This window comes from Dermacoccus sp. 147Ba (genome assembly GCF_004151355.1).
In the GTDB taxonomy this organism is placed as follows: Bacteria; Actinomycetota; Actinomycetes; order Actinomycetales; family Dermatophilaceae; genus Dermacoccus; species Dermacoccus abyssi.
The window spans coordinates 44,344-63,573 of record NZ_SEHL01000011.1; the positions used below are offsets into that span (position 1 = coordinate 44,344).

A 19,230-nucleotide genomic window follows, 5' to 3' on the forward strand; every position below is an offset into this window, starting at 1 on the left:
CGCCCGTGTGGCAGGGCGGGGACTACGCTCGGGGCGGGCCGCAGTCAGGCGGCCCGCAGGGCGGAGATGGGAAGCCGATGCGTGATCAGTGGGTCAAGCAGCTGAGGTTCCGGCACGCGGGGCAGGTCGTTGTCGCCGCATTCGCGGCAGCGGTCGCGGTCGGCACGGCGTTGCTCATGCTGCCGATCGCCACCACGGCGCCAGGCTCTGCGCCCGTCGTCACCGCTGTGTTCCACGCGACGAGCGCCGTATGCGTCACCGGCCTGTCGACCGTTGACACGCCGAACTACTGGACGCCGTTCGGCCAGGTCGTCATCCTCGTCCTCATCCAGATCGGCGGCTTCGGCGTCATGACGCTCGCGTCGCTGCTCGCCATCGTGCTGACGAAGAAGCTCGGGCTGCGCAGCCGCCTCACAGCTGCCAGCGAGACGAAGGCCGAGGGTCTGGGCGACATCCGCAACGTGCTGTTCGGCGTCGTGCGCGTGACGTGCACCGTCGAGATCCTCGTCGCGACAGCCCTGACTCTGCGATGGTGGCTCGGCTACGGCCATTCGTTCGGCCGTGCCGCGTACCTCGGTGTCTTCCACGCCGTTTCGGCGTTCAACAACGCCGGTTTCGCGCTGTTCAGCGACAATCTCATGAGTTACGCGCGTGACGTGTGGATCATTGCGCCCATCAGCGCCGCGATAATCCTCGGTGGGCTCGGGTTCCCGGTCATTATGGAGGTGATCCGGGTCCGCAGGCGGCGCCGTTGGAGCCTGCACACGAAGATCACCCTCATGATGTCGACGTCGTTGCTGCTCATCGGCGCCGTCGTGATCACCGCAGTGGAGTGGAGTAACCCGAAAACGCTCGGCCAGATGGGCCTCGGCGAGAAGCTCCTCGTGGGCACGTTCCACAGCGTCTCGCCGCGCACCGCGGGATTCAACGCGTGGGATTACGGCCAGGTCGACGAGGGCACCCTCTTGTCGACGATCATCCTGATGTTCATCGGTGGAGGATCCGCCGGTACTGCGGGCGGCATCAAGGTGACGACGTTCTTCCTCCTGCTCGTCGGCATCGTCTCCGAGATGCGCGGGGAGACGCATGCGACGATCTTCGAGCGGCGCATCGCCGATCGCACGATGCGTCAGGCTCTCAACGTCGCCCTCATCGGCATCGCGGCCGTCGTCGCCTCGACCCTGATCCTCACGCAGATATCCGACATTCGCCTCGCCGAGTTGCTGTTCGAGTCGACGTCGGCGTTCGCGACGGTCGGGTTGTCGACCGGTGTTACGGCCAAGCTGCCGGATGCCGGTCAGCTGCTGCTCGTCGCGCTCATGTTTCTGGGGCGCCTCGGGCCGATCACCCTCGTCTCTGCGTTGGCGCTGCGCGAGAGCACACGCCGCTACACCTACCCGGAGGGGCGCCCGCTCATCGGCTGAGCGACCCACGCGCCGGGCGTCAGTCGTCGGTCTCCCGGGCGGCCAGCTCGCGCATCGCTCCGGCCAGGCGGGCGTACTCGTGGCGCTTGGCCCACTCGGCCTTCTTGGCCTGCGACTTCTTCGCATCGCGGCGCGCCCCCACACCCCAGAAGACGGCCAGGAAGATGGGGAACCAGACCTTCGGATGGTCGAGCAGCCACACCACCCAGCCGGGCGGAGTCCAGTCCGGCCACGGGATGCTCGGCAGACTCGGCCACGGAATGTCGGGCCAGTTGATGTTGGGCAGATCGGGCCACGGGATGCTCGGCAGCGAGATGTTGGGCCAGTCGATGTCGGGCACGAGCGGCGCGAGCAACTCGACGATCCACGCGATGACGGTGGCGATGATCTCCGTGATGACCGGCGCGAGCAGGAGCATCACGATGGTCCACCCGCTCTTGCCGAGCCCGCCGAGCAGCGGGTACACGACGCGCTTCCACGGGGACGCGTCCATCGCGTCCTGACGACGGGCAGCTGGGGAGTCCTCGGGCGGCTCGAAGGCGACGACCTCGTCCTCAGTCTTGAGGTGGATGTCGGTCAGGTGACGCCCCAGGGGGTCGGCCGTGATGTCGAAGTACGGCTTCGTCGCGGACGAACTCGAGGTGAACTTGCCGTCCGGCAGCGAGCGCGCCATCGGTGCCTTGCGCGAACCGATGCTCTGGTGGCGCGAGATCGTGCGCCCGTCACGGGTGATGACGAGCCCCTGGCGCTGCCACTGCTCGTTCATGCCGAGCATCGGGCGCACTCGACCGGCAAGGCGCCCCAGCCGTCCGTCGGCCTTCTTCGCCGCCGCAGTCTGCGCGAGCGCTTCGGGCGAATCGTCCTCGTCGGGTTCGGGGTAACTCGGGTCGATCTGGCGCAGTTCGTCATGCCATCCGACGTACGCCTCGAAGCGGCCGAGCCCCGGATGGTCCAGGCTCCAGTTCTCCATCTTCGATCCTCATCGCGCTCACGAGAGGTCGGCGTGCGCCGACATTCCATCACACGCAAATGCCCGCCCCGTCAGAGCCGGAGCGGGCATTTCAGGTGACGTCGTTCAGTCGTCCGATCGACGGTGACGCGGGGTCTTGTGCGCGACGTCCTCGCCCTGCTCGCGAAGTTCCACACGAACCTCGGCGTCGTGGACGGCCTCCGGGACGGGCTGACCGTCCGCGGCGATCTCCTCCATCGTCGGCGCTGCGCACCACGCGGAGCCCGTACCGACGACCTCCGCGGCCGGCGAGGTGCCACTGACGTGACCGTCGGCAGCGCGAGTGGTGGCGGGAGCCTCGCTATCGTCGACGCCGCCCACGCTCGCAGCAGCAGCGGCGTCCTCGCCCTCGGCCTTCGACTTGGCCGCAGCAGCGGCCGCCATGCCGGACTGCGTGCGCAGCTCGATCTTCGGCAGGAGCAGCAGCACGAGGAAGCCGAGGACGGAAATGCCCATCGCCGTGAGGAAGACGTGGTCCATGGCGTCCGCGAAGCCCGCCTCGAACGGGTGCGCGATGGCCTTCGGCAGACGCGAGATGACGGACGAGTCCTCACTCACCGAGTTGAGCGCAGCGCCACCACCCTTCGGGTTCGCGAGACCCTGGACGATGCCGTAGGCCTCCTTGTCGGCCATGAGCGTCTTGTCGCCGAGCGCGGTCTGCAGAGCCTGCTTGAACTCCGGCGTCGCGGCGGCCGCCGTCATGTTCTCCTTGATGCGGTCGCCGACCGTCGAGAACAGCATCGACAGGAAGACGGCGACACCGATGGTTCCACCCATCTGGCGGAAGAACGTCGCGGACGACGTGGCCATACCGATCTCGCGCGGCGACACGGCGTTCTGCACGATGAGCGTCAGCGCCTGCATGCAGTTACCGAGGCCGAGGCCGACGAGGAGCATGAACGCCATGACGACCCACAGCTCGGAGTCGGCGGTGATGTGCGACAGCGCGAACATGCCGATCGACAGCAGGGCCGTACCGATGATCGGGAAGATGCGGATGACGCCGGTGCGCGCCGTGATCTGACCCGAAATGATCGAGGCCGACATCATGCCGAGCACGAGCGGAAGCATCATGAGGCCGGACTTCATCGGCGACGCGCCGTGCACGATCTGCATGTAGAGCGGCAGCATCATCATGGCGCCGAACATCGCCATGCCGATGATGATCGAACCGACGATCGTCACCGAGATGGCGCGGCTCTTGAAGATGCGCAGCGGGATGAGCGCGTCGTCCTTCATGCGCGCCTCGACGGCGATGAACAGCAGGATGCCGATGATGCCGATGACGAAGCAGGCGATCGACTTCGTCGAGTCCCAGCCCCACGTGCGGCCCTGTTCGGCCACCGTCAGGAGCGGCACGAGGCCGATGACGAGCGCAGCCGCGCCCAGGTAGTCGACGCGAGCCTCGCGGCGCTCGTGGTGCAGGTGCAGCGTGCGCGCCACGAGCAAGAACGCGACGACGCCGAGCGGCACGTTGATGAGGAAGACCCAGCGCCAGCCCGTCAGGCCGAGGATGGAGCTCTGCTCGGCGAAGAAGCCGCCGATGACCGGGCCGAGCACCGACGTCGTACCGAAGACGGCGAGGAAGTAGCCCTGGTACTTGGCGCGCTCACGCGGCGGCAGGATGTCGCCGATGATGGCGAGAGCCAGCGACATGAGGCCGCCGGCGCCGATGCCCTGGATCGCACGGAACGCGGCGAGCTGGTACATCGTGTCCGCGAACGAACACGCGAGCGAGCCGATGATGAACGTGACGATGGCGAACAGGTAGAACGGGCGACGCCCGAACATGTCCGACAGCTTGCCGTAGAGCGGCGTCGCGATCGTCGAGGTGATGAGGTAGGCCGTCGTCACCCACGCCTGCGCGGACAGCCCGTGCAGGTCGTCACCGATGGTGCGTATCGCGGTGGAGACGATGGTCTGGTCGAGGGCGGCGAGGAACATGCCCATGAGCAGCCCGTAGAGGATGCGCATGATCTGCGCGTGGGTGAATTCGCCGGCTGCGGGCGCGGGGGCCGGCGGCGCTGCGGGTGACGTCACGTGTCGTTCCTTCGTGAGGAGTCGGTGGTGGGGGAGGCGGTGTCGGCCGCGGGCGCCACGTAGGCGTCGAGCGAGTCCGAGAACTTGGTGAGGAGCCGTTCGAACTCGAGCGCTTCGTCGCTGCTCCAGTCGGACAGGAGCGACTGCACCCAGCGGGCGCGGCGCTCTCGCATGTCCTCGATGAGGGCGGTGCCTTCGTCGGTGAGGCTGACGAGCTGGGCTCGCCCGTCCTCGGGATCCTGGATCTTGGCCACGAGGCCGCCTCCGGAGAGGGCGCTCACCTGACGGCTGACGGTCGAGACATCCGAGTGGATGACCTCGGCGAGTGCGGAGACGCGCAGCGGCTCGGCCGCGAGGGCGTAGAGCAGCGGGATCGACCCTTGTTCGGCGTGGGGGTGGGGGCGTGGGAGGCGACGCTTGTGCGCGCTGAGCGCCTTGAACGTGCCCACGAGCGACGTGGCGATTTCGCGCGCCACGGCTCGGTCGACGGTCATGGTGTCCTTCGCGGGGTGGGTGGTGCCGCGTCGGACGACGGGCGTTCCTTGGCGCGAACAACTATATGTTTGGTTGTGCCATACAAGCAAACCGTGGCGCCCGGGTGGCCGTGATCGGCTTGTCGGGGCCGGACCGTAGGCTTGGAACCATGTCGACGAACGCCCCCGAAACGCCCCGTGCCGGCTCTGCTGCGTCCACGTCGCGGGGGTCGGCTTCGGGGGTCAGCGGCCCTCAGGTTCTCCTCGTCGTCCTCTGCGTCGCGGTCGTCGTGGCTGCGGCCACCATCGTCTTCACCGGCGCGAGCAAGGCCCAGCAGCTTCTCGACTCGGGTGCGCTCGTGCGCTGGGGCATCGCCGTGTTCAAGCCGGTCGCGGACGTCGCGATGGCGGCCACGATCGGATTCGCCGCGCTCGGTGCCTTCGTCGTGCCCGAGGGCAGCAAGACCGCTCGTGTTGCTCGGGCCGGACGCTGGGCCGCCATCAGCGCCGCGCTGTGGTTCGCGTCGCTCGTCGTCGTCAGCTTCCTCTCCTACGGCGACCTCGCCGGTTTGCCCGTGAGCAGCCCCGGGTACGTGGGGCAGTGGTGGAGCAACACCTGGCAGATCGAGCTGCTGCGCAACCCCGCCCTGACAGCGCTCGCGGCCCTCGTCATCGCGCTCGTGTGTTGGTGGAGCGCCACCCGCGTCACGCTCGCCTGGATGACGGGGCTCGGTTTCCTCGCACTGTGGCCCATTGCGCTCAGCGGGCACGCGGCCGGATCGACCGATCACGAGACGGCCGTCGACTCGCTCATCCTGCACATCGCGCCGGTCGCCGCGTGGGTCGGCGGCATCATCGCGCTCGGCGTGATGTGGCCGCGCCTCGGCAAGGGAGCCGCGGCGTCGGTGCGCCGTTTCTCGGCCGTCGCTACGTGGTGCATCGGCCTCGTCGGTCTGTCGGGTGTTCTCGCTTCGACCCTGCGCGTGCACGAGATCGGCGAGTACTTCTCGACGCGCTACGGTCTCGTCATCGTGGCCAAGGCCGTGTGTCTTCTCGTGCTCGGCATCATCGGTTGGCAGCAGCGCCGCCGCGTCGTCGCCGTCCTCGAACGTGACGCCTCGGACAAGCCGAGCAAGGCACTGTTCGCACGCCTCGCGTTCGTCGAGGCTCTCGTCATGGGTGGCGCGATGGGCCTCGCCGCCGCCCTGGCCCGCTCCGCCCCGCCGGTCGGTGAGGTGACGGAGAGCTCCGACCGCATCGTCAACCTCACGGGCTACGCGGCACCGCCGCCGCTCTCGGTCGAGAACTTCTTCGGCCAGTGGCGCATCGAGTGGCTGTTCACGGTCGTCGCGGTCGTCGCCATCGTCCAGTACGTGCGGTGGGCCGAGCGCCTGCGCCGCCGTGGTGACGCCTGGCCGATCCACCGCACCATCCTGTGGGTGGTCGCCTGGCTCGTCTTCCTCGTCACGGTCAACGGCGGAGCCGGCGTCTACGGGCGCGTCATGATGAGTGTCCACATGGCCGGCCACATGGTCATCTCGATGACGGTGCCCGTCCTCCTCGTCATGGCTGCTCCCGTGACGCTCATGCTGCGCGCCTGGGCGAAGCGCAAGGACGGCACGCGTGGCCCGCGTGAGGTGCTGCTTTCGGTCGTCCACAGCCGCTACCTCAACGTGGTGGCGAACCCGGCCGTCGCGGCGGCGCTGTTCTTCGTGAGCCTGTTGGCGTTCTACTACACGCCGCTGTTCGAACTGGCGCTCACGACGCACACCGGCCACATCCTCATGAACGTCCACTTCCTCGTGAGCGGTTATCTCTTCGCGTGGTCGCTCATCGGCATCGACCCGGGCCCCAAGAAGTGGCCCGCACCGCTGCGCCTGCTCGTGCTCCTCATCACCATCACGTTCCACGCGTTCTTCGGTGTCGCGATGATGACCGGCGACACGCTGCTCGCCCCGGGGTTCTTCGAGCAGCTCGGCTTCGTCGACAACCCGCTACGCGACCAGCAGGCCGCGGGAACCATCACGTGGGGTTCGGGTGAGGGCCCGACGTTCCTGCTGGCCATGATCGTGGCGTCCCAGTGGTACCGCTCCGACCGCATCGAGGGTGAGCGTGCCGAGCGTCAGGCCGAAAGGGACGACGACGCCGAACTTCGCGCCTACAACGAGTACCTCGCGGCGCGCGGTGGACGCCCCGCTTCGGGGGTGGAGCGTGACGGCGCCTCGTCGGCTACCGTCGAGAACGAAGAGGCCCGTTCGAACTCGTCGACCACGAAGGACTGAGAACATGCGCGTCGCCCTCATCCAGCTCGCCTACACCGACTCGGAGCCGATGGCCGAGCGCATCCACCGCGTTGCCTCGCTCGTCGAGTCGCAGGAGGGCGCCGACCTCGTCGTGCTGCCCGAGCTGTGGAGCGCCGGAGGTTTCGACTACCCGGCGTGGCCCGACAAGGCCCAGGACGTCGAGGGTCCGGTCGCGCAGGCGCTCTCCGAAGCCGCTGCGAACCTCGGCGCGTACGTGCACGCCGGTTCGATCATCGAGAAGTCGGGCGAACCCGGCCCCGAGGGGCGTGGACTGTGGAACACGTCGATGGTGTTCGACCCCGACGGTGAACTCGTCGGCACCTACCGCAAGATCCACCGCTTCGGGTTCGGCAACGGCGAGCCCAAGCTTCTCGAGGCGGGCGAGGACGTCGTCGTGCTCGACCTCGACGAGCCGTCGTCGGGGGACGAAAGCGGCAGCAGCAGCGTCAAGGTGGGCCTCGCCACCTGTTACGACCTGCGCTTCCCGGAGCTGTTCCGCAAGCAGGTCGACGAGGGCGCCGAGATCTTCGTCATCCCCGCGGCGTGGCCGGCGGCACGCGTCGCAGCGTGGCGCACGCTCCTGCAGGCACGGGCCATCGAGAACCAGGTCTTCGTCATCGCCTGCAACACTGCGGGCACGCACGCGAAGACGGAGATGGGTGGCAACTCGGCCGTCATCTCCCCGAGCGGTGAGGTGCTCGCCGAGGCGGGCCGCGGTGAGCGCGTGCTCACGCTCGACATCGACGTGGGCGAGGTGCGCGCGGCCCGCGAGAGCTTCCCCGTTCTGTCCGACCGACGCCTGTGAATGGTTGTGTACGAGCGGGACGCCTGAGTCACGCTCGTACACAACCATGAGCGGAGAGATAGCGCTGGATCTGCGCGAAGAAGGGCTCCGGGCTGACACGTAGGGCCAACCGAGGGATACGCATCACGGTGAGTCCGCCCATCGCTATCTCGTTCTGACGCAGCGCGTCGGCCATGGGTACGTCGCCGACGTAGTGGTGCGCGCCGTCTATCTCGACACACAAACGTGCCGCTTCCCACACGACATCGAGGTACATCCGCCCGCGGGGGCCGGGCCCCAGCACTTGCCGATCAGGTATCGGAAGGCCGCGGCGCCGACATTCGGCGACAAAGTCCAGTTCACCCATCGATTCGCTACCTCCGCTGATATCCGCAATCACGTCGCGGATGAAAGCGCGGCGTCGAAGTTTGGGAAGCAGGTCCAGCGCCTGCGTCATCCGGGGTGCGTGAACCAGCCGTTGCTGGACGCTCATGGACAGAAGTGCCGCGGCCTGACGGTCTGTCTCGGCCCACGCCGCCGCGCGCACGGCTGCGATGGCTTCGTGGGCGCGCGGTATGGGGTGGGGCCAGCGCAACGGCGTGACGGTGACGCGGTGGTGTCGAACCTCTGGCGTGGAGCGAGCCGAGGCGGTGGCGGGCATGGCCAGGTCGATGCAGTTCGACCGCCACCCGCTCAAGCCGGCGAGGAGAAGTGCACTCACCCCGTCTGCCCAGGCTGTTGGAGCGGCGTCGAAGGCTGCGGCGACGATGGGCGAGCGGACGTCGTTCCATGCCACGTCGACGACGCGCAGCGAGTGGTGCCCGAGGGGTTCCCACCGGCCGAGGCGGATCTGGGTGCGCACATCGAAGCGGTCGACACCCACGAGGGCGAGACGTCGCCTCGACAGGACGCCGTAGGAGGACGAAGCGAGCTCTCGGCCCAGGGCGGAGACGTCCCGATGTCTGTGAGTCATACGCCCCACTGTCGAAGAAACCGGTGGAGTGCTGCAGGAGCCCTGTGGACAACGCGAATGTTCGAGTATCAGCGTGACCGGGCAGTCTCGCTGATACCCAAACATCGACCGTTAGGGTGTCTCGCATGAAACTTCGCGCCCCCGAACTGACCGGACGCGGCTGGCTCAACACCGGAGGCGACGACGTGCGCCTGGCGGACCTGCGCGGCAAGGTCGTCGTTCTCGACTTCTGGACTTTTTGCTGCGTCAACTGCCTCCACGTCCTGGACGAGCTGCGCCCCCTCGAGGAGAGGTTCGGCGACAAGCTCGTCATCGTCGGGGTGCACTCGCCGAAGTTCGAGCACGAGGCCGACCCGGAGGCGCTCGCGGCCGCCGTCGAGCGGTACGCCGTGCACCACCCGGTGCTCGACGACCCGGACCTCGTGACGTGGCAGGCGTACGCCGCCCGCGCGTGGCCGACGCTCGTCGTCATCGACCCGGAGGGCTACATCGTCGCGTCGATGTCCGGCGAAGGTCACGGCCACGGCCTCACGACGCTCGTCGAGGAACTGCTCGTCGAGCACGAGGCCAAGGGCACCCTGCGCTCCGGCAGCGGCCCGTACGTTCCGCCGCCCGCGCCGAGCACGGCGCTGCGTTTCCCCGGCAAGGTGGCGCGCCTCGCCGACGGCACCGTCGTCGTGAGCGACACCGCGCATCACGAGGTCGTCCACCTCGCGGCCGACGACGAGATCGAGCTTGCACGCTTCGGTGGTGAGGGCGTCTTCAACGAACCCCAGGGCCTGCTCGTCCTCCCGCCGGAGGCGGCCGAGCGCACCGGTGACGACGTGCTCGTCGCCGACAGCGTCAACCACGAGATCAAGGGCATCCGCCTGAGCGACGGGCGCGTGCGCACCCTCGCCGGAACGGGGGAACAGCTGCGCGAGCGCGAAGGCTCCGGGCCGGCGCTCAGGCAGGCGTTGTCGACGCCGTGGGACCTCGCGTGGTGGTACGACCGTGTCGTCGTCGCCATGGCGGGCACACATCAGCTGTGGGTGCTTCACCTCGCCGAGGACCCGGCGGACAACACGGTTGCCGTCCTCGCCGGAACGTCGAACGAGGGCATCCGCGACGGTGCTGCCCACGACGCCTGGTTCGCCCAGCCGAGCGGCCTCGCCACTTCGGCCGACGGTTCGCGCGTGTGGATCGCCGATTCGGAGACATCCGCGCTGCGCAGCATTGCCGTCACCGACGACGGTTTCGAGGTGACGACCCACGTCGGGCAGGGCTTGTTCGACTTCGGGCACGTCGACGGACCGGCCGACGAAGCGCTCCTCCAGCACCCGCTCGGCGTCGCGGAACTGCCGGACGGCTCCGTCGTCGTCGCCGACACCTACAACGGCGCACTACGCCGCTTCGACCCTGCGAAGGGCGAGGTCTCATCGCTCACGACCGGCCTCGCGGAGCCGAGCGACGTCATCGTCGTTCCGGCGACAGGCGACGACCGCGCCCATCTGCTCGTCGTCGAGGCGAACGCCCACCGCCTGACGCCCGTCGCGCTGACGCAGGAAGCACAGCACGTGCGCGGCGATGCGCACCAGACGCAACGACCCGTCACCGAGATCGCGAGTGGCGCAGCGGAACTCGTCGTCACGTTCGAACCGCCTGCGGGGCAGAAGCTCGACATGCGCTGGGGTGACCCGACGATGCTGCAGGTGAGCAGTTCGCCGGAGGCGTTCCTGCGCGAAGGTGCCGGCAAGGGTCAGGGACTCACGCGGTCGCTCGTCATCGACGAGAGCGCCGGCTCGGCGATCCTTCACGTCAGTGTGCGCGCGGCGGCCTGTGACGGCGATCCGGTCACCGGTGAGGTGCCCGAGCACGCCGCGTGTCACCTCTACCAGCAGGACTGGGGCATCCCCGTCATCGTCGTCGACGGAGCGCCGTCGACGCTGACACTCGACCTGCGCGGAGTCTGAGCGCGGACCCGTAGCGCCCTCGGGCGTGCGCCGGGCTCAGACCAAAGGGGCGTAGAAGTAGCTCTGGCGGAAGGAGACCTTGCCGTCGGGCACGAACCGGAAGAGGTCGGCGAACTCGAGCGACGCCTGATCGCCGTTCTTCAGCACGCCCTCGAACGAGCCGCCGACGAAGCCCTCGTCGCCCTCGAGCACGAGCGTGTGGACGCTGTGGCGCCCGCTCTCGATGACGCGCTCACCCTCGTAGAAGGCACGCAGCGCGTCGGCGCCCACCATGTCGGGGTAGCCGGGGCGGCGGTAGGAGGCGTCCGGCGTGAAGATGTCGAGCACTCCCTCGACGTCGGCGGCGTCGACGGCCTCGTAGTAGCGGTGGATGTGGGCCTTCTTGGCTTCACTCATGGCCGGTGCCTTCTGTGCGCTGTCGGGTTCGGTGCGACACACGATAGGGGTCGAGTCCGTGAGCCGTGGGTTTCGCACGCGCCGCGCGAACGGCAAGATGGGCGCATGACTTCGGCGCGCGGCACCCTTCACGTCCTCAACGGCCCGAACCTCAACCTGCTCGGCGAGCGTGAGCCCCACATCTACGGGGCCGACACCCTCGGTGACGTCGAGGAGCTGGCTCGCCGCACGGGCGGGGAGCTCGGGTTCGACGTCGAGTGCTTCCAGAGCAACCACGAGGGTGCCCTCGTCGACGAGATCCAGCGCATCCGCCGCACGAGCGTCGGCGTCGTCATCAACGCAGGCGCGTACACGCACACGAGCGTGGCCATCCGAGACGCCCTCGCGAACCTGGAGGCACCGTTCGTCGAGGTGCACATCTCGAACGTCCACGCGCGCGAGCCGTTCCGCCACCACTCGTACCTGAGCGACAAGGCCGCCGCCGTCATCGTCGGTTGCGGTGTGCAGGGGTACGAGTTCGCGGTACGTCGCCTCGATGCCCTCGTTCCGGGTGGGGAGATCGCGGTCTGAGACGAATGCCCTCGCTAGGGTGGAGGCATGTCGCGCACCGTCTTTGTGACCTCGGCCGAAGGCGAGACGGGTAAGTCGACCGTCGCCTACGGCCTCCTCGACCTCCTCTCCCGCCAAGCGGGTCGCATCGCCGTCTTCCGGCCGGTCACGGCCGCGCGCAGGGACAAGGTCGTCGACCTCCTCCTGTCGCACCCGGCCGTCGACCAGAGCTACGAGGACGCCATCGGCGTCACGTACGACGCCCTGCACGACGACGAGCAGGCCGCACTCGGCACGATCCTGCAGCGTCGGGACGCCGTGGCCCAGAACGCCGACGTCGTGCTCGCCCTCGGCAGCGACTTCGCCGACGTCTCCACCGGCCGGGAGGCCGAGTTCAACGCGAAGATCGCCGCGAACCTCGGTGCACCGGTCGTTCTCGTCGTCCACGGGCGCGAGCGCACGCCCGAGGAGATCGAGCAGGTCGCCGTCATGGGTTGCGCGCAGCTTCGCGCCCAGCACGCGGTGCCCGTGGCGCTCGTCGTCAACCGCGCCACGAGCGGTGACACCGACGCCATCTGCGCCGCGCTGGCGCAGGACCCCGAGACCGAGAGCGTGCCCGTCGCCGGCGTCGTGCCCGAGGTGCCACTGCTCGTCGCGCCGACGATCCAGGCGCTCGCGGACGCGTGCAACGCGACGCTGTGGCGCGGCAACCCGGAGTGGCTGCAGCGCGAGTCGCGTGGGTTCGTCGTCGCCGCCATGTCGCTGCCCAACGTGCTGACGCGCCTCGTCGAGGACGTCACCGTCATCGCTCCCGGTGACCGCTACGACGTGTTGCCCGGCCTCGTGCTCGCCCACCAGTCGGGTACCTTCCCGGGCCTCGCCTCGGTCGTCCTGACCGGCGGCTACCGCCCGCCCGAGAGCGTCCAGCAACTGCTCGACGGCACCGAGCTCGACGTGCCGATCCTCGTGACGAACGACGGCACCTTCGAGACGACGGCGGCGCTCGCGGGCACGCGCAGTGCCCTGTCCTCGGGGAGCCTCGCGAAGAAGCAGACGGCGCTGCGCGTGTTCAGCGAGTCGATCGACGCCGAGCGACTGCTCACCGCGATCGAGGTCGACGAGGCGGCCGTCGTCACGCCGCTCATGTTCGGCCACCGCCTGCTCGACCGCGCGCGCGGCGACCGCAAGCACATCGTGCTGCCCGAGGGTGACGACATCCGCATCCTGCAGGCCGCCGACGAGGTGCTGCGCGCCGGCATCGCCGACCTCACGATCCTCGGCGACGAGAACCGGGTGCGCGGCCTCGCGAGCAGCAAGGGCCTGGACATCCGCGGGGCGCGCATCGTTTCGCCGCAGGACGAGGAACTCGTCGAGAAGTTCGCCACCGAGTACGCGGAGCTTCGCAAGCACAAGGGGCTGGAGCTCGAGAAGGCCCGCGAGATCGTTCAGGACGTGTCGTACTTCGGCACCATGATGGTGCACCTCGGGCTCGCCGACGGCATGGTCTCGGGTGCCGCGCACACGACGGCGCACACGATCAAGCCGAGCTTCGAGATCATCAAGACGGCTCCGGACGCGAAGATCGTCTCGAGCGTCTTCCTCATGGCGCTCGGCGATCGCGTGCTCGTCTACGGCGACTGCGCGGTCAACCCCGACCCGAGCGCCGAGGAACTCGCCGACATCGCCATCAGTTCGGCGCGTACTGCCGAGGCGTTCGGCGTCGATCCGCGCGTTGCGATGCTGTCCTACTCCACCGGCACGTCCGGTAGCGGTGCCGACGTCGAGAAGGTACGCAGCGCAACAGAACTCGTGCGCGAGCGGGCGCCTAAGCTGCTCGTCGACGGGCCGATCCAGTACGACGCGGCCGTCGAACCGAGCGTCGCGCGCTCGAAGATGCCCGATTCGCCGGTGGCCGGACGCGCGACGGTGCTCGTCTTCCCCGACCTCAACACGGGCAACAACACGTACAAGGCCGTGCAGCGCTCCGCGGGCGCCGTCGCCATCGGCCCGGTGTTGCAGGGGCTCAACAAGCCGGTCAACGACCTGTCGCGTGGTGCGCTCGTCGAGGACATCGTCAACACGATCGCCATCACCGCCGTCCAGGCGCAGGAGGAAGCACGATGACCCAGCGCGACGGCAACGTCCTCGTTCTCAACGCCGGATCCAGTTCGCTCAAGTACCAGATCGTCGATCCCACCACCGGCGAGCACCTCGTCAAGGGCCTCGTCGAGCGGATCGGGCACGACAACGCGACGATCACGCACGAGTACGACGGAGAGAAGACCCACCGCGAGGTGGCGATCGCCGACCACGCCGTCGCGCTCGAGCAGATGACGGACGTCATGAGCGAGACCGGTCTCGCACTGGCGGACGCGGGCGTCGTCGCCGTCGGTCACCGCGTCGTCCACGGCGGGCGAAACTTCTCCGCCCCCGTGCTCGTCGACGAGCGGGTGCTCGCCGAGATCAAGCGCCTCGGCACCCTCGCGCCGCTGCACAACCCCGCGAACGCGACGGGAATCGAGGCGGCACAGCGCATCCTTCCCGACCACGCCCACGTCGCCGTGTTCGACACCGGCTTCTTCGCGACGCTACCGCCCGCGGCGTACACCTACGCCATCGACGCCGCGCTCGCCAAGGAGCACGCCCTGCGTCGGTACGGCTTCCACGGCACGTCGCACGAGTACGTGTCGGCGCGGGTGCCGGAACTGCTCGGCGCCGATCCGGCCTCCCTCAAGCAGATCGTCTGCCACCTCGGCAACGGTGCCTCGATGTCGGCCATCGACGGCGGTCGTGCCGTGGAGACGTCGATGGGTGTGACGCCGCTGGAGGGCCTCGTCATGGGCACGCGCGGCGGCGACATCGACCCCGGTGCCGTGTTGCACCTCAACCGCGTCGCGGGGCTCGGCGTCGACGAGATCGACACCCTCCTCAACAGGGGCTCGGGCATCCTCGGCATGGCCGGTGCGACCGACTTCCGCGACCTCATGGAGCGCGTCGAGGCGGGTGACGAGACGGCGACGCTCGCGTTCGACGTCTACGTGCACCGCCTCGTCAAGTACATCGGCGCCTACACATCGGTTCTCGGTGGCGTCGACGCCGTGACGTTTACCGCCGGCGTCGGCGAGAACAACGCCGCGGTCCGGGCCGCCGTCTGCGAGCGTCTCTCGTGGCTCGGCGTCGAGCTCGACGAGGCCGCGAACGAGGTGCGCAGCGACGACCCGCGCGTCGTCTCGACTCCCGCCTCGAAGGTGGCCCTCTGCGTCGTGCCGACGAACGAGGAACTCGCCATCGCTCAGCACACCGTGGCCGTCATCGACTGAGCACCGTAGTGCCCGACCGGAGTCGTGCACAGCGATGTCAGCGAATTTTCACCTATCCTCCGCCCCGACGTCACCCCGCCTCTCCTAGCCTTGACCTCGCACAAGGGAACGCAGTACCCGGGGCGCACATGAAGATTCGATCGATCTTCTCGACCGTTCTGTCGGGCACGGTCGCGGCGCCGTTCGCCGCGTGGGGAGTCAGCGCGGCGGGTGCGGAACCCCATCCGTCGCCGGGAGCCGGAACCGTCGCATCCACGTCGCCCTCGGCACCGCAGGTGGTACCCGGCGCCGAGCCCACCACGACGGTGCCCGGTAACGCTTCGAGCACACCGCCGACGCCCACACCGTCGTCGTCCGAACCCTCGGCGTCCTCCCCGGCGACGAGCAGCAGCACGACTTCGTCACCGCCCACGCCGACGCCTACGGAGCCGACGAGCACCTCGCCCACCCCGGCGCCGATCCCCGTGGGTCCGCACGTCGCCACCGTCACCGACATCGAAGCCCTGGGCAAGCCGACGAGCACCGAGCAACGGTGGTACCGAGCCGGTGGTGGTTATGCGCAACACTTCGAGAGGGGCCTCGCCCTGATCGCCGTGGACGCTTCGGGACGGCCGATTCCGACGATGGGTGGTGTGGTGCTCGCGGCTTTGCGGAGTACTGCAAGGCGCATCCGAACACCGGCTGGCCGGTGAGCCCTCAGATGTCGGACGCGAAGGGTCTCTGGCAGCGGTTCGACTCGCCGAACCACGCGTACCGGGGCGCGCTCATGCGCGCCTCGGCCTCCGCCCCGATCCACGGGGTCGAGTCACGGGTCTACGACTACTACGTCTCGAATCCCGCCGTTCGACAGATGGTTGGGAGCGCGACGGCGTCGTCGTCCGCGGTGAAGGCCTGGACGCGAGTCGGCGGAGGCACCGTTCATCCCTTCGCCGGCGGCTGGGTGACGGTGGCCAACTCAGGTGCGAAGGCCGTGGTGCCGGCGTCGTTCAAGCCGAACACGCGGGTGCCCGGCACGACGAAGTTCGCCTGGGACGGCATGTATGCCCACGGGTGGCCCAAGGGGCTGCCGACCACGCGGTGCGGTGGTGCGGCGATCCTGACGGAGAAGGGCACGGGATACGCGATGGGCGACACCCGGTGGTGCCCGAGTGCGAAATACGCCCAGGCAGAACATGTACGCGAAGGTCTACGGTTTCCCACGCGCGGCCAACCCGGGCACGTCCAACCACGGCTACGGGCGAGCGATGGATCTCCTCGGTAACACGAGCGCGCTGGCTGAAGGGCGCAGTAAGTCTCCGTTCGAGTTCGGGAGCACGGCCGATACATGGCTCACCCTGAACGGCAAGGCCTACGGGTGGGACCGCCCCGAGCACCTGGACAAGAACGGAACGAACCCCGAGTACTGGCACTACAACTGGATCGGCTGAGTTCGAAACGCTCGCTAGCCTGGGCTCCATGCCGCTTCCCCTGCCGATCGCTACCGCGCGCACGACCCTTCGTCCGTTCACCGACAACGACGTCGACGACCTGCTCGACTATCACGCGCGCCCCGGCGTGGCCCGCTATCTGCTCAAGGGGCCGCTCGACCGTGCCGGCGTGATCGCGAAGATCGAGCGGCACAAGACTCAGATCGGGCTCGACACGGACGCCCGAGCCGTGGCCGTCGCCGTCGAGTACGAAGGCTCCGTCGTCGGTGACGTCGGCATCTGGCTTCTTGACGAGACGAACGAACGGGCCGAGATCGGGTGGGTGTTCTCCCCGGAGGTGGCAGGGAAGGGGTTGGCGACCGAGGCTGTGGCGGCCTTCATCGACGCCGTCTTCGCACACTTCCCGCTGCACCGCCTCGAAGCGCAGATGGACGGTCGCAACGATGCCTCCGCGCGCCTGTGTGAGCGCCTCGGGATGACGCGGGAGGCGTACCTGCGCGAGGACTTCTGGTCGAAGGGCGAATGGACCGACACGATCAAGTACGGATTACTCGCCTCCGACCGGACGAAGTAGCCGCAGAAAAGCCGAGTGGCCCGGCACCCGGGGTGGGGGTGTCGGGCCACTCGCGTGGAGCGTTCGGATCAGAACGCAGCTTCGGGGACGTCCATGAGGGCGCCGTCCTCGGCGAGGGTGATGGCCTTCTCCGACGCCATGCGCGGCAGCACCGTGCGCGCGAAGAACTGCGCGGCGGCCACCTTGCCGGTGTAGAAGTCCTCGTCCTTGCCGGCGTCACCCGCGTCGAGACGGGCCTGCGCGACGACGGCGGCCTTGAGCAGCAGCCAGCCGATGACGACGTCGCCCGCAGCCAGCAGCAGGCGCGTCGACGTCAGGCCGACCTTGTAGGCGTCCGTCGGCTTCTCGAGCGAGTTGATCGCAGCGCCGAACATGAACTCGCCCATGTCCTTGAGGTCGGTCGCGGCCTGGCCGAGCAGGCCGGCCTCACGCTGCAGCGAGGCCGGAGCCTCGGAGATCGTGGCCATGATCTGCTTCTGCAGCTCACCGAGTGCGACGCCCTGGTCCTTGACGATCTTGCGGAAGAAGAAGTCGAGGCCCTGAATGGCGGTTGTGCCTTCGTACAGCGTGTCGATCTTCGCGTCACGCACGTACTGCTCGACGGGGTACTCCTTGAGGAAGCCCGAACCGCCGTACGTCTGCAGCGACTCGGTGCCGAGCAGGACCCAGGCGCGCTCCGAGCCGACGCCCTTGACGATGGGCAGCAGCAGGTCGTTGAGGCGAGCTGCCAGCTCTGCCTCGGTGCCCTCTTCGAGCTCGACGGCCGGGTTGCCCTTCTGCGCCTGGTCGACGATGTCCTGCTGGCACGCCGTGTAGACGACGAGCGAGCGCAGACCCTCGGCGTACGCCTTCTGCAGCATGAGGCTGCGACGAACGTCCGGGTGGTGGGTGATCGTGACGCGCGGGGCGTCCTTGGCCGGCGTCGTCATGTCGGCACCCTGGACGCGCTCCTTGGCGTACTCGAGCGCGTTGAGGTAACCGGTCGAGAGCGTCGCGATGGCCTTCGTGCCGACGAACATGCGGGCGTTCTCGATGACCTTGAACATCTGCGCGATGCCGTCGTGGACATCGCCGAGCAGCGTGCCGACGGCCGGGTGCTCGTCACCGAAGGTGACCTCGCAGGTCGTGGAGACCTTGAGGCCCATCTTGTCCTCGACGTTCGTCACGTAGGCGCCGTTGCGCTCGCCGAGCTCACCGGTCTCGAGGTCGACGTGGTACTTCGGGACGATGAAGAGCGACAGGCCCTTCGTGCCGGGGCCTGCGCCCTCGGGGCGGGCCAGGACGAAGTGGACGACGTTGTCGACCATGTCCGACTCGGCCGAGGTGATGAAGCGCTTGACGCCCGTGATGTTCCACGTGCCGTCGTCGTTCTGCGTGGCCTTGGTGCGGCCGGCGCCGACGTCCGAACCGGCGTCGGGCTCGGTGAGCACCATGGTGCAGTGCCAGGCGCCGTCGACGATGTGCTTGGCGAGCTTCTTCTGCTCGTCGTTACCCATGTAGTACAGGAGGGAGGCGAACGCGTAGCTGGCGGAGAACATGTGGACGGCCGGGTTGGCGCCGCAGACGAGCTCGGCGAGCGACCAACGCACCGACGGCGGAACCTTCATGCCCTCGAGCTCGACGGGGGCGTCGAGCATGCCCCAGCCTGCGTCGATGTATGCGGAGTAGGACTTCTTGAACGACTCGGGCATCGTGACCGACTTCGTCGCCGGGTCGTAGACCGGCGGGTTGCGGTCGGAGTCGACGAGGCTGGCGCTCAGGTCACCCTCGGCGAGCTTCGCCACCTGGTGGACGATGTCGCGGGCCACGTCCTCGTCGACGTCTTCGTAGATGCCGGTGCCCAGGACGTCCTGGCGGTTGAACACCTCGAAGAGGTTGAACTCGATGTCGCGAACGTTGCTCTTGTAGTGAGTCACGGATCCTCCGCAGCGTGAAAAATGGGTCTCCTGCATTGTGCTACTCGCGAGTAATGCTCGCAACACGGGGTGCGCTTGCCCGTCCCGGGG

At 68.4% G+C, this 19,230-nt stretch carries 16 protein-coding genes; 9 read left to right on the forward strand and 7 right to left on the reverse strand.

Going from position 1 to position 19,230, the window contains the following annotated elements:
- Nucleotides 1-77 precede the first annotated feature (77 nt).
- A complete protein-coding gene (locus EVU97_RS13205; RefSeq protein ID WP_129666465.1) occupies nt 78-1,424 on the forward strand; it encodes a TrkH family potassium uptake protein in 1,347 nt (448 codons plus the stop codon).
- A 19-nt stretch (nt 1,425-1,443) separates the two neighbouring features.
- On the opposite strand, the gene EVU97_RS13210 is transcribed toward EVU97_RS13205, so the two are convergent.
- From EVU97_RS13210 to EVU97_RS13220, 3 genes are all read right to left on the reverse strand, one after another.
- Entirely contained in the window at nt 1,444-2,394 is a 951-nt protein-coding gene (locus EVU97_RS13210) for a hypothetical protein (protein WP_129666467.1), read from the reverse strand.
- Between the two features lie 105 nt (nt 2,395-2,499).
- Complete coding sequence (locus EVU97_RS13215) at nt 2,500-4,473, reverse strand: MDR family MFS transporter (protein WP_304988626.1); 1,974 nt, start codon at nt 4,471-4,473, stop codon at nt 2,500-2,502.
- Nucleotides 4,470-4,967, reverse strand: coding sequence for a MarR family winged helix-turn-helix transcriptional regulator (locus EVU97_RS13220; protein ID WP_047310625.1), 498 nt, complete (start codon nt 4,965-4,967; stop codon nt 4,470-4,472). Before EVU97_RS13220 ends, EVU97_RS13215 begins: the two co-directional genes overlap by 4 nt.
- A gap of 149 nt (nt 4,968-5,116) precedes the next feature.
- Here EVU97_RS13220 and EVU97_RS13225 point away from each other — a divergent pair, with 149 nt between their 5' ends.
- Entirely contained in the window at nt 5,117-7,228 is a 2,112-nt protein-coding gene (locus EVU97_RS13225) for a cytochrome c oxidase assembly protein (protein WP_129666469.1), read from the forward strand.
- A 4-nt stretch (nt 7,229-7,232) separates the two neighbouring features.
- Complete coding sequence (locus EVU97_RS13230) at nt 7,233-8,054, forward strand: carbon-nitrogen family hydrolase (RefSeq protein WP_129666471.1); 822 nt, start codon at nt 7,233-7,235, stop codon at nt 8,052-8,054.
- A gap of 28 nt (nt 8,055-8,082) precedes the next feature.
- Here the strand turns inward: EVU97_RS13230 and EVU97_RS13235 are convergent, their stop codons facing one another.
- Nucleotides 8,083-8,916, reverse strand: coding sequence for a DUF559 domain-containing protein (locus EVU97_RS13235; protein ID WP_165357972.1), 834 nt, complete (start codon nt 8,914-8,916; stop codon nt 8,083-8,085).
- Nucleotides 8,917-9,131: 215 nt separating this feature from the next.
- Between EVU97_RS13235 and EVU97_RS13240 the strand changes: the two genes are divergently transcribed.
- On the forward strand, nt 9,132-10,958 hold the full coding sequence (locus tag EVU97_RS13240) for an NHL domain-containing thioredoxin family protein (protein ID WP_129666475.1): 1,827 nt from the start codon (nt 9,132-9,134) through the stop codon (nt 10,956-10,958).
- 36 nt (nt 10,959-10,994) lie between these two features.
- Here EVU97_RS13240 and EVU97_RS13245 read toward each other — a convergent pair whose 3' ends face one another.
- Nucleotides 10,995-11,354 (reverse strand): nuclear transport factor 2 family protein, encoded by a 360-nt coding sequence (locus tag EVU97_RS13245; RefSeq protein WP_129666477.1) that lies wholly within the window; start codon nt 11,352-11,354, stop codon nt 10,995-10,997.
- A 105-nt stretch (nt 11,355-11,459) separates the two neighbouring features.
- Between EVU97_RS13245 and aroQ the strand changes: the two genes are divergently transcribed.
- From aroQ to EVU97_RS13260, 3 genes are read left to right on the forward strand one after another with little or no spacing between them, the layout of a single operon-like run.
- Nucleotides 11,460-11,924: a type II 3-dehydroquinate dehydratase gene (aroQ, locus tag EVU97_RS13250; protein WP_129666479.1), complete on the forward strand. Its 465-nt coding sequence runs from the start codon at nt 11,460-11,462 to the stop codon at nt 11,922-11,924.
- 27 nt (nt 11,925-11,951) lie between these two features.
- Nucleotides 11,952-14,027 (forward strand): phosphate acetyltransferase, encoded by a 2,076-nt coding sequence (pta, locus tag EVU97_RS13255; protein ID WP_129666481.1) that lies wholly within the window; start codon nt 11,952-11,954, stop codon nt 14,025-14,027.
- On the forward strand, nt 14,024-15,223 hold the full coding sequence (locus tag EVU97_RS13260; RefSeq protein ID WP_129666483.1) for an acetate/propionate family kinase: 1,200 nt from the start codon (nt 14,024-14,026) through the stop codon (nt 15,221-15,223). Before pta ends, EVU97_RS13260 begins: the two co-directional genes overlap by 4 nt.
- Nucleotides 15,224-15,293: 70 nt before the next feature.
- Here the strand turns inward: EVU97_RS13260 and EVU97_RS13265 are convergent, their stop codons facing one another.
- The gene (locus tag EVU97_RS13265; protein ID WP_129666485.1) at nt 15,294-15,746 is read right to left on the reverse strand and encodes a hypothetical protein; all 453 of its coding nucleotides are present in this window, start codon (nt 15,744-15,746) and stop codon (nt 15,294-15,296) included.
- Between the two features lie 625 nt (nt 15,747-16,371).
- Between EVU97_RS13265 and EVU97_RS13270 the strand changes: the two genes are divergently transcribed.
- A complete protein-coding gene (locus EVU97_RS13270; RefSeq protein WP_129666488.1) occupies nt 16,372-16,650 on the forward strand; it encodes a D-alanyl-D-alanine carboxypeptidase family protein in 279 nt (92 codons plus the stop codon).
- Nucleotides 16,651-16,678: 28 nt separating this feature from the next.
- Nucleotides 16,679-17,224: a GNAT family N-acetyltransferase gene (locus EVU97_RS13275; protein WP_129666490.1), complete on the forward strand. Its 546-nt coding sequence runs from the start codon at nt 16,679-16,681 to the stop codon at nt 17,222-17,224.
- A 68-nt stretch (nt 17,225-17,292) separates the two neighbouring features.
- On the opposite strand, the gene EVU97_RS13280 is transcribed toward EVU97_RS13275, so the two are convergent.
- Nucleotides 17,293-19,140 (reverse strand): acyl-CoA dehydrogenase, encoded by a 1,848-nt coding sequence (locus tag EVU97_RS13280; RefSeq protein WP_047310615.1) that lies wholly within the window; start codon nt 19,138-19,140, stop codon nt 17,293-17,295.
- Nucleotides 19,141-19,230: the final 90 nt, after the last annotated feature.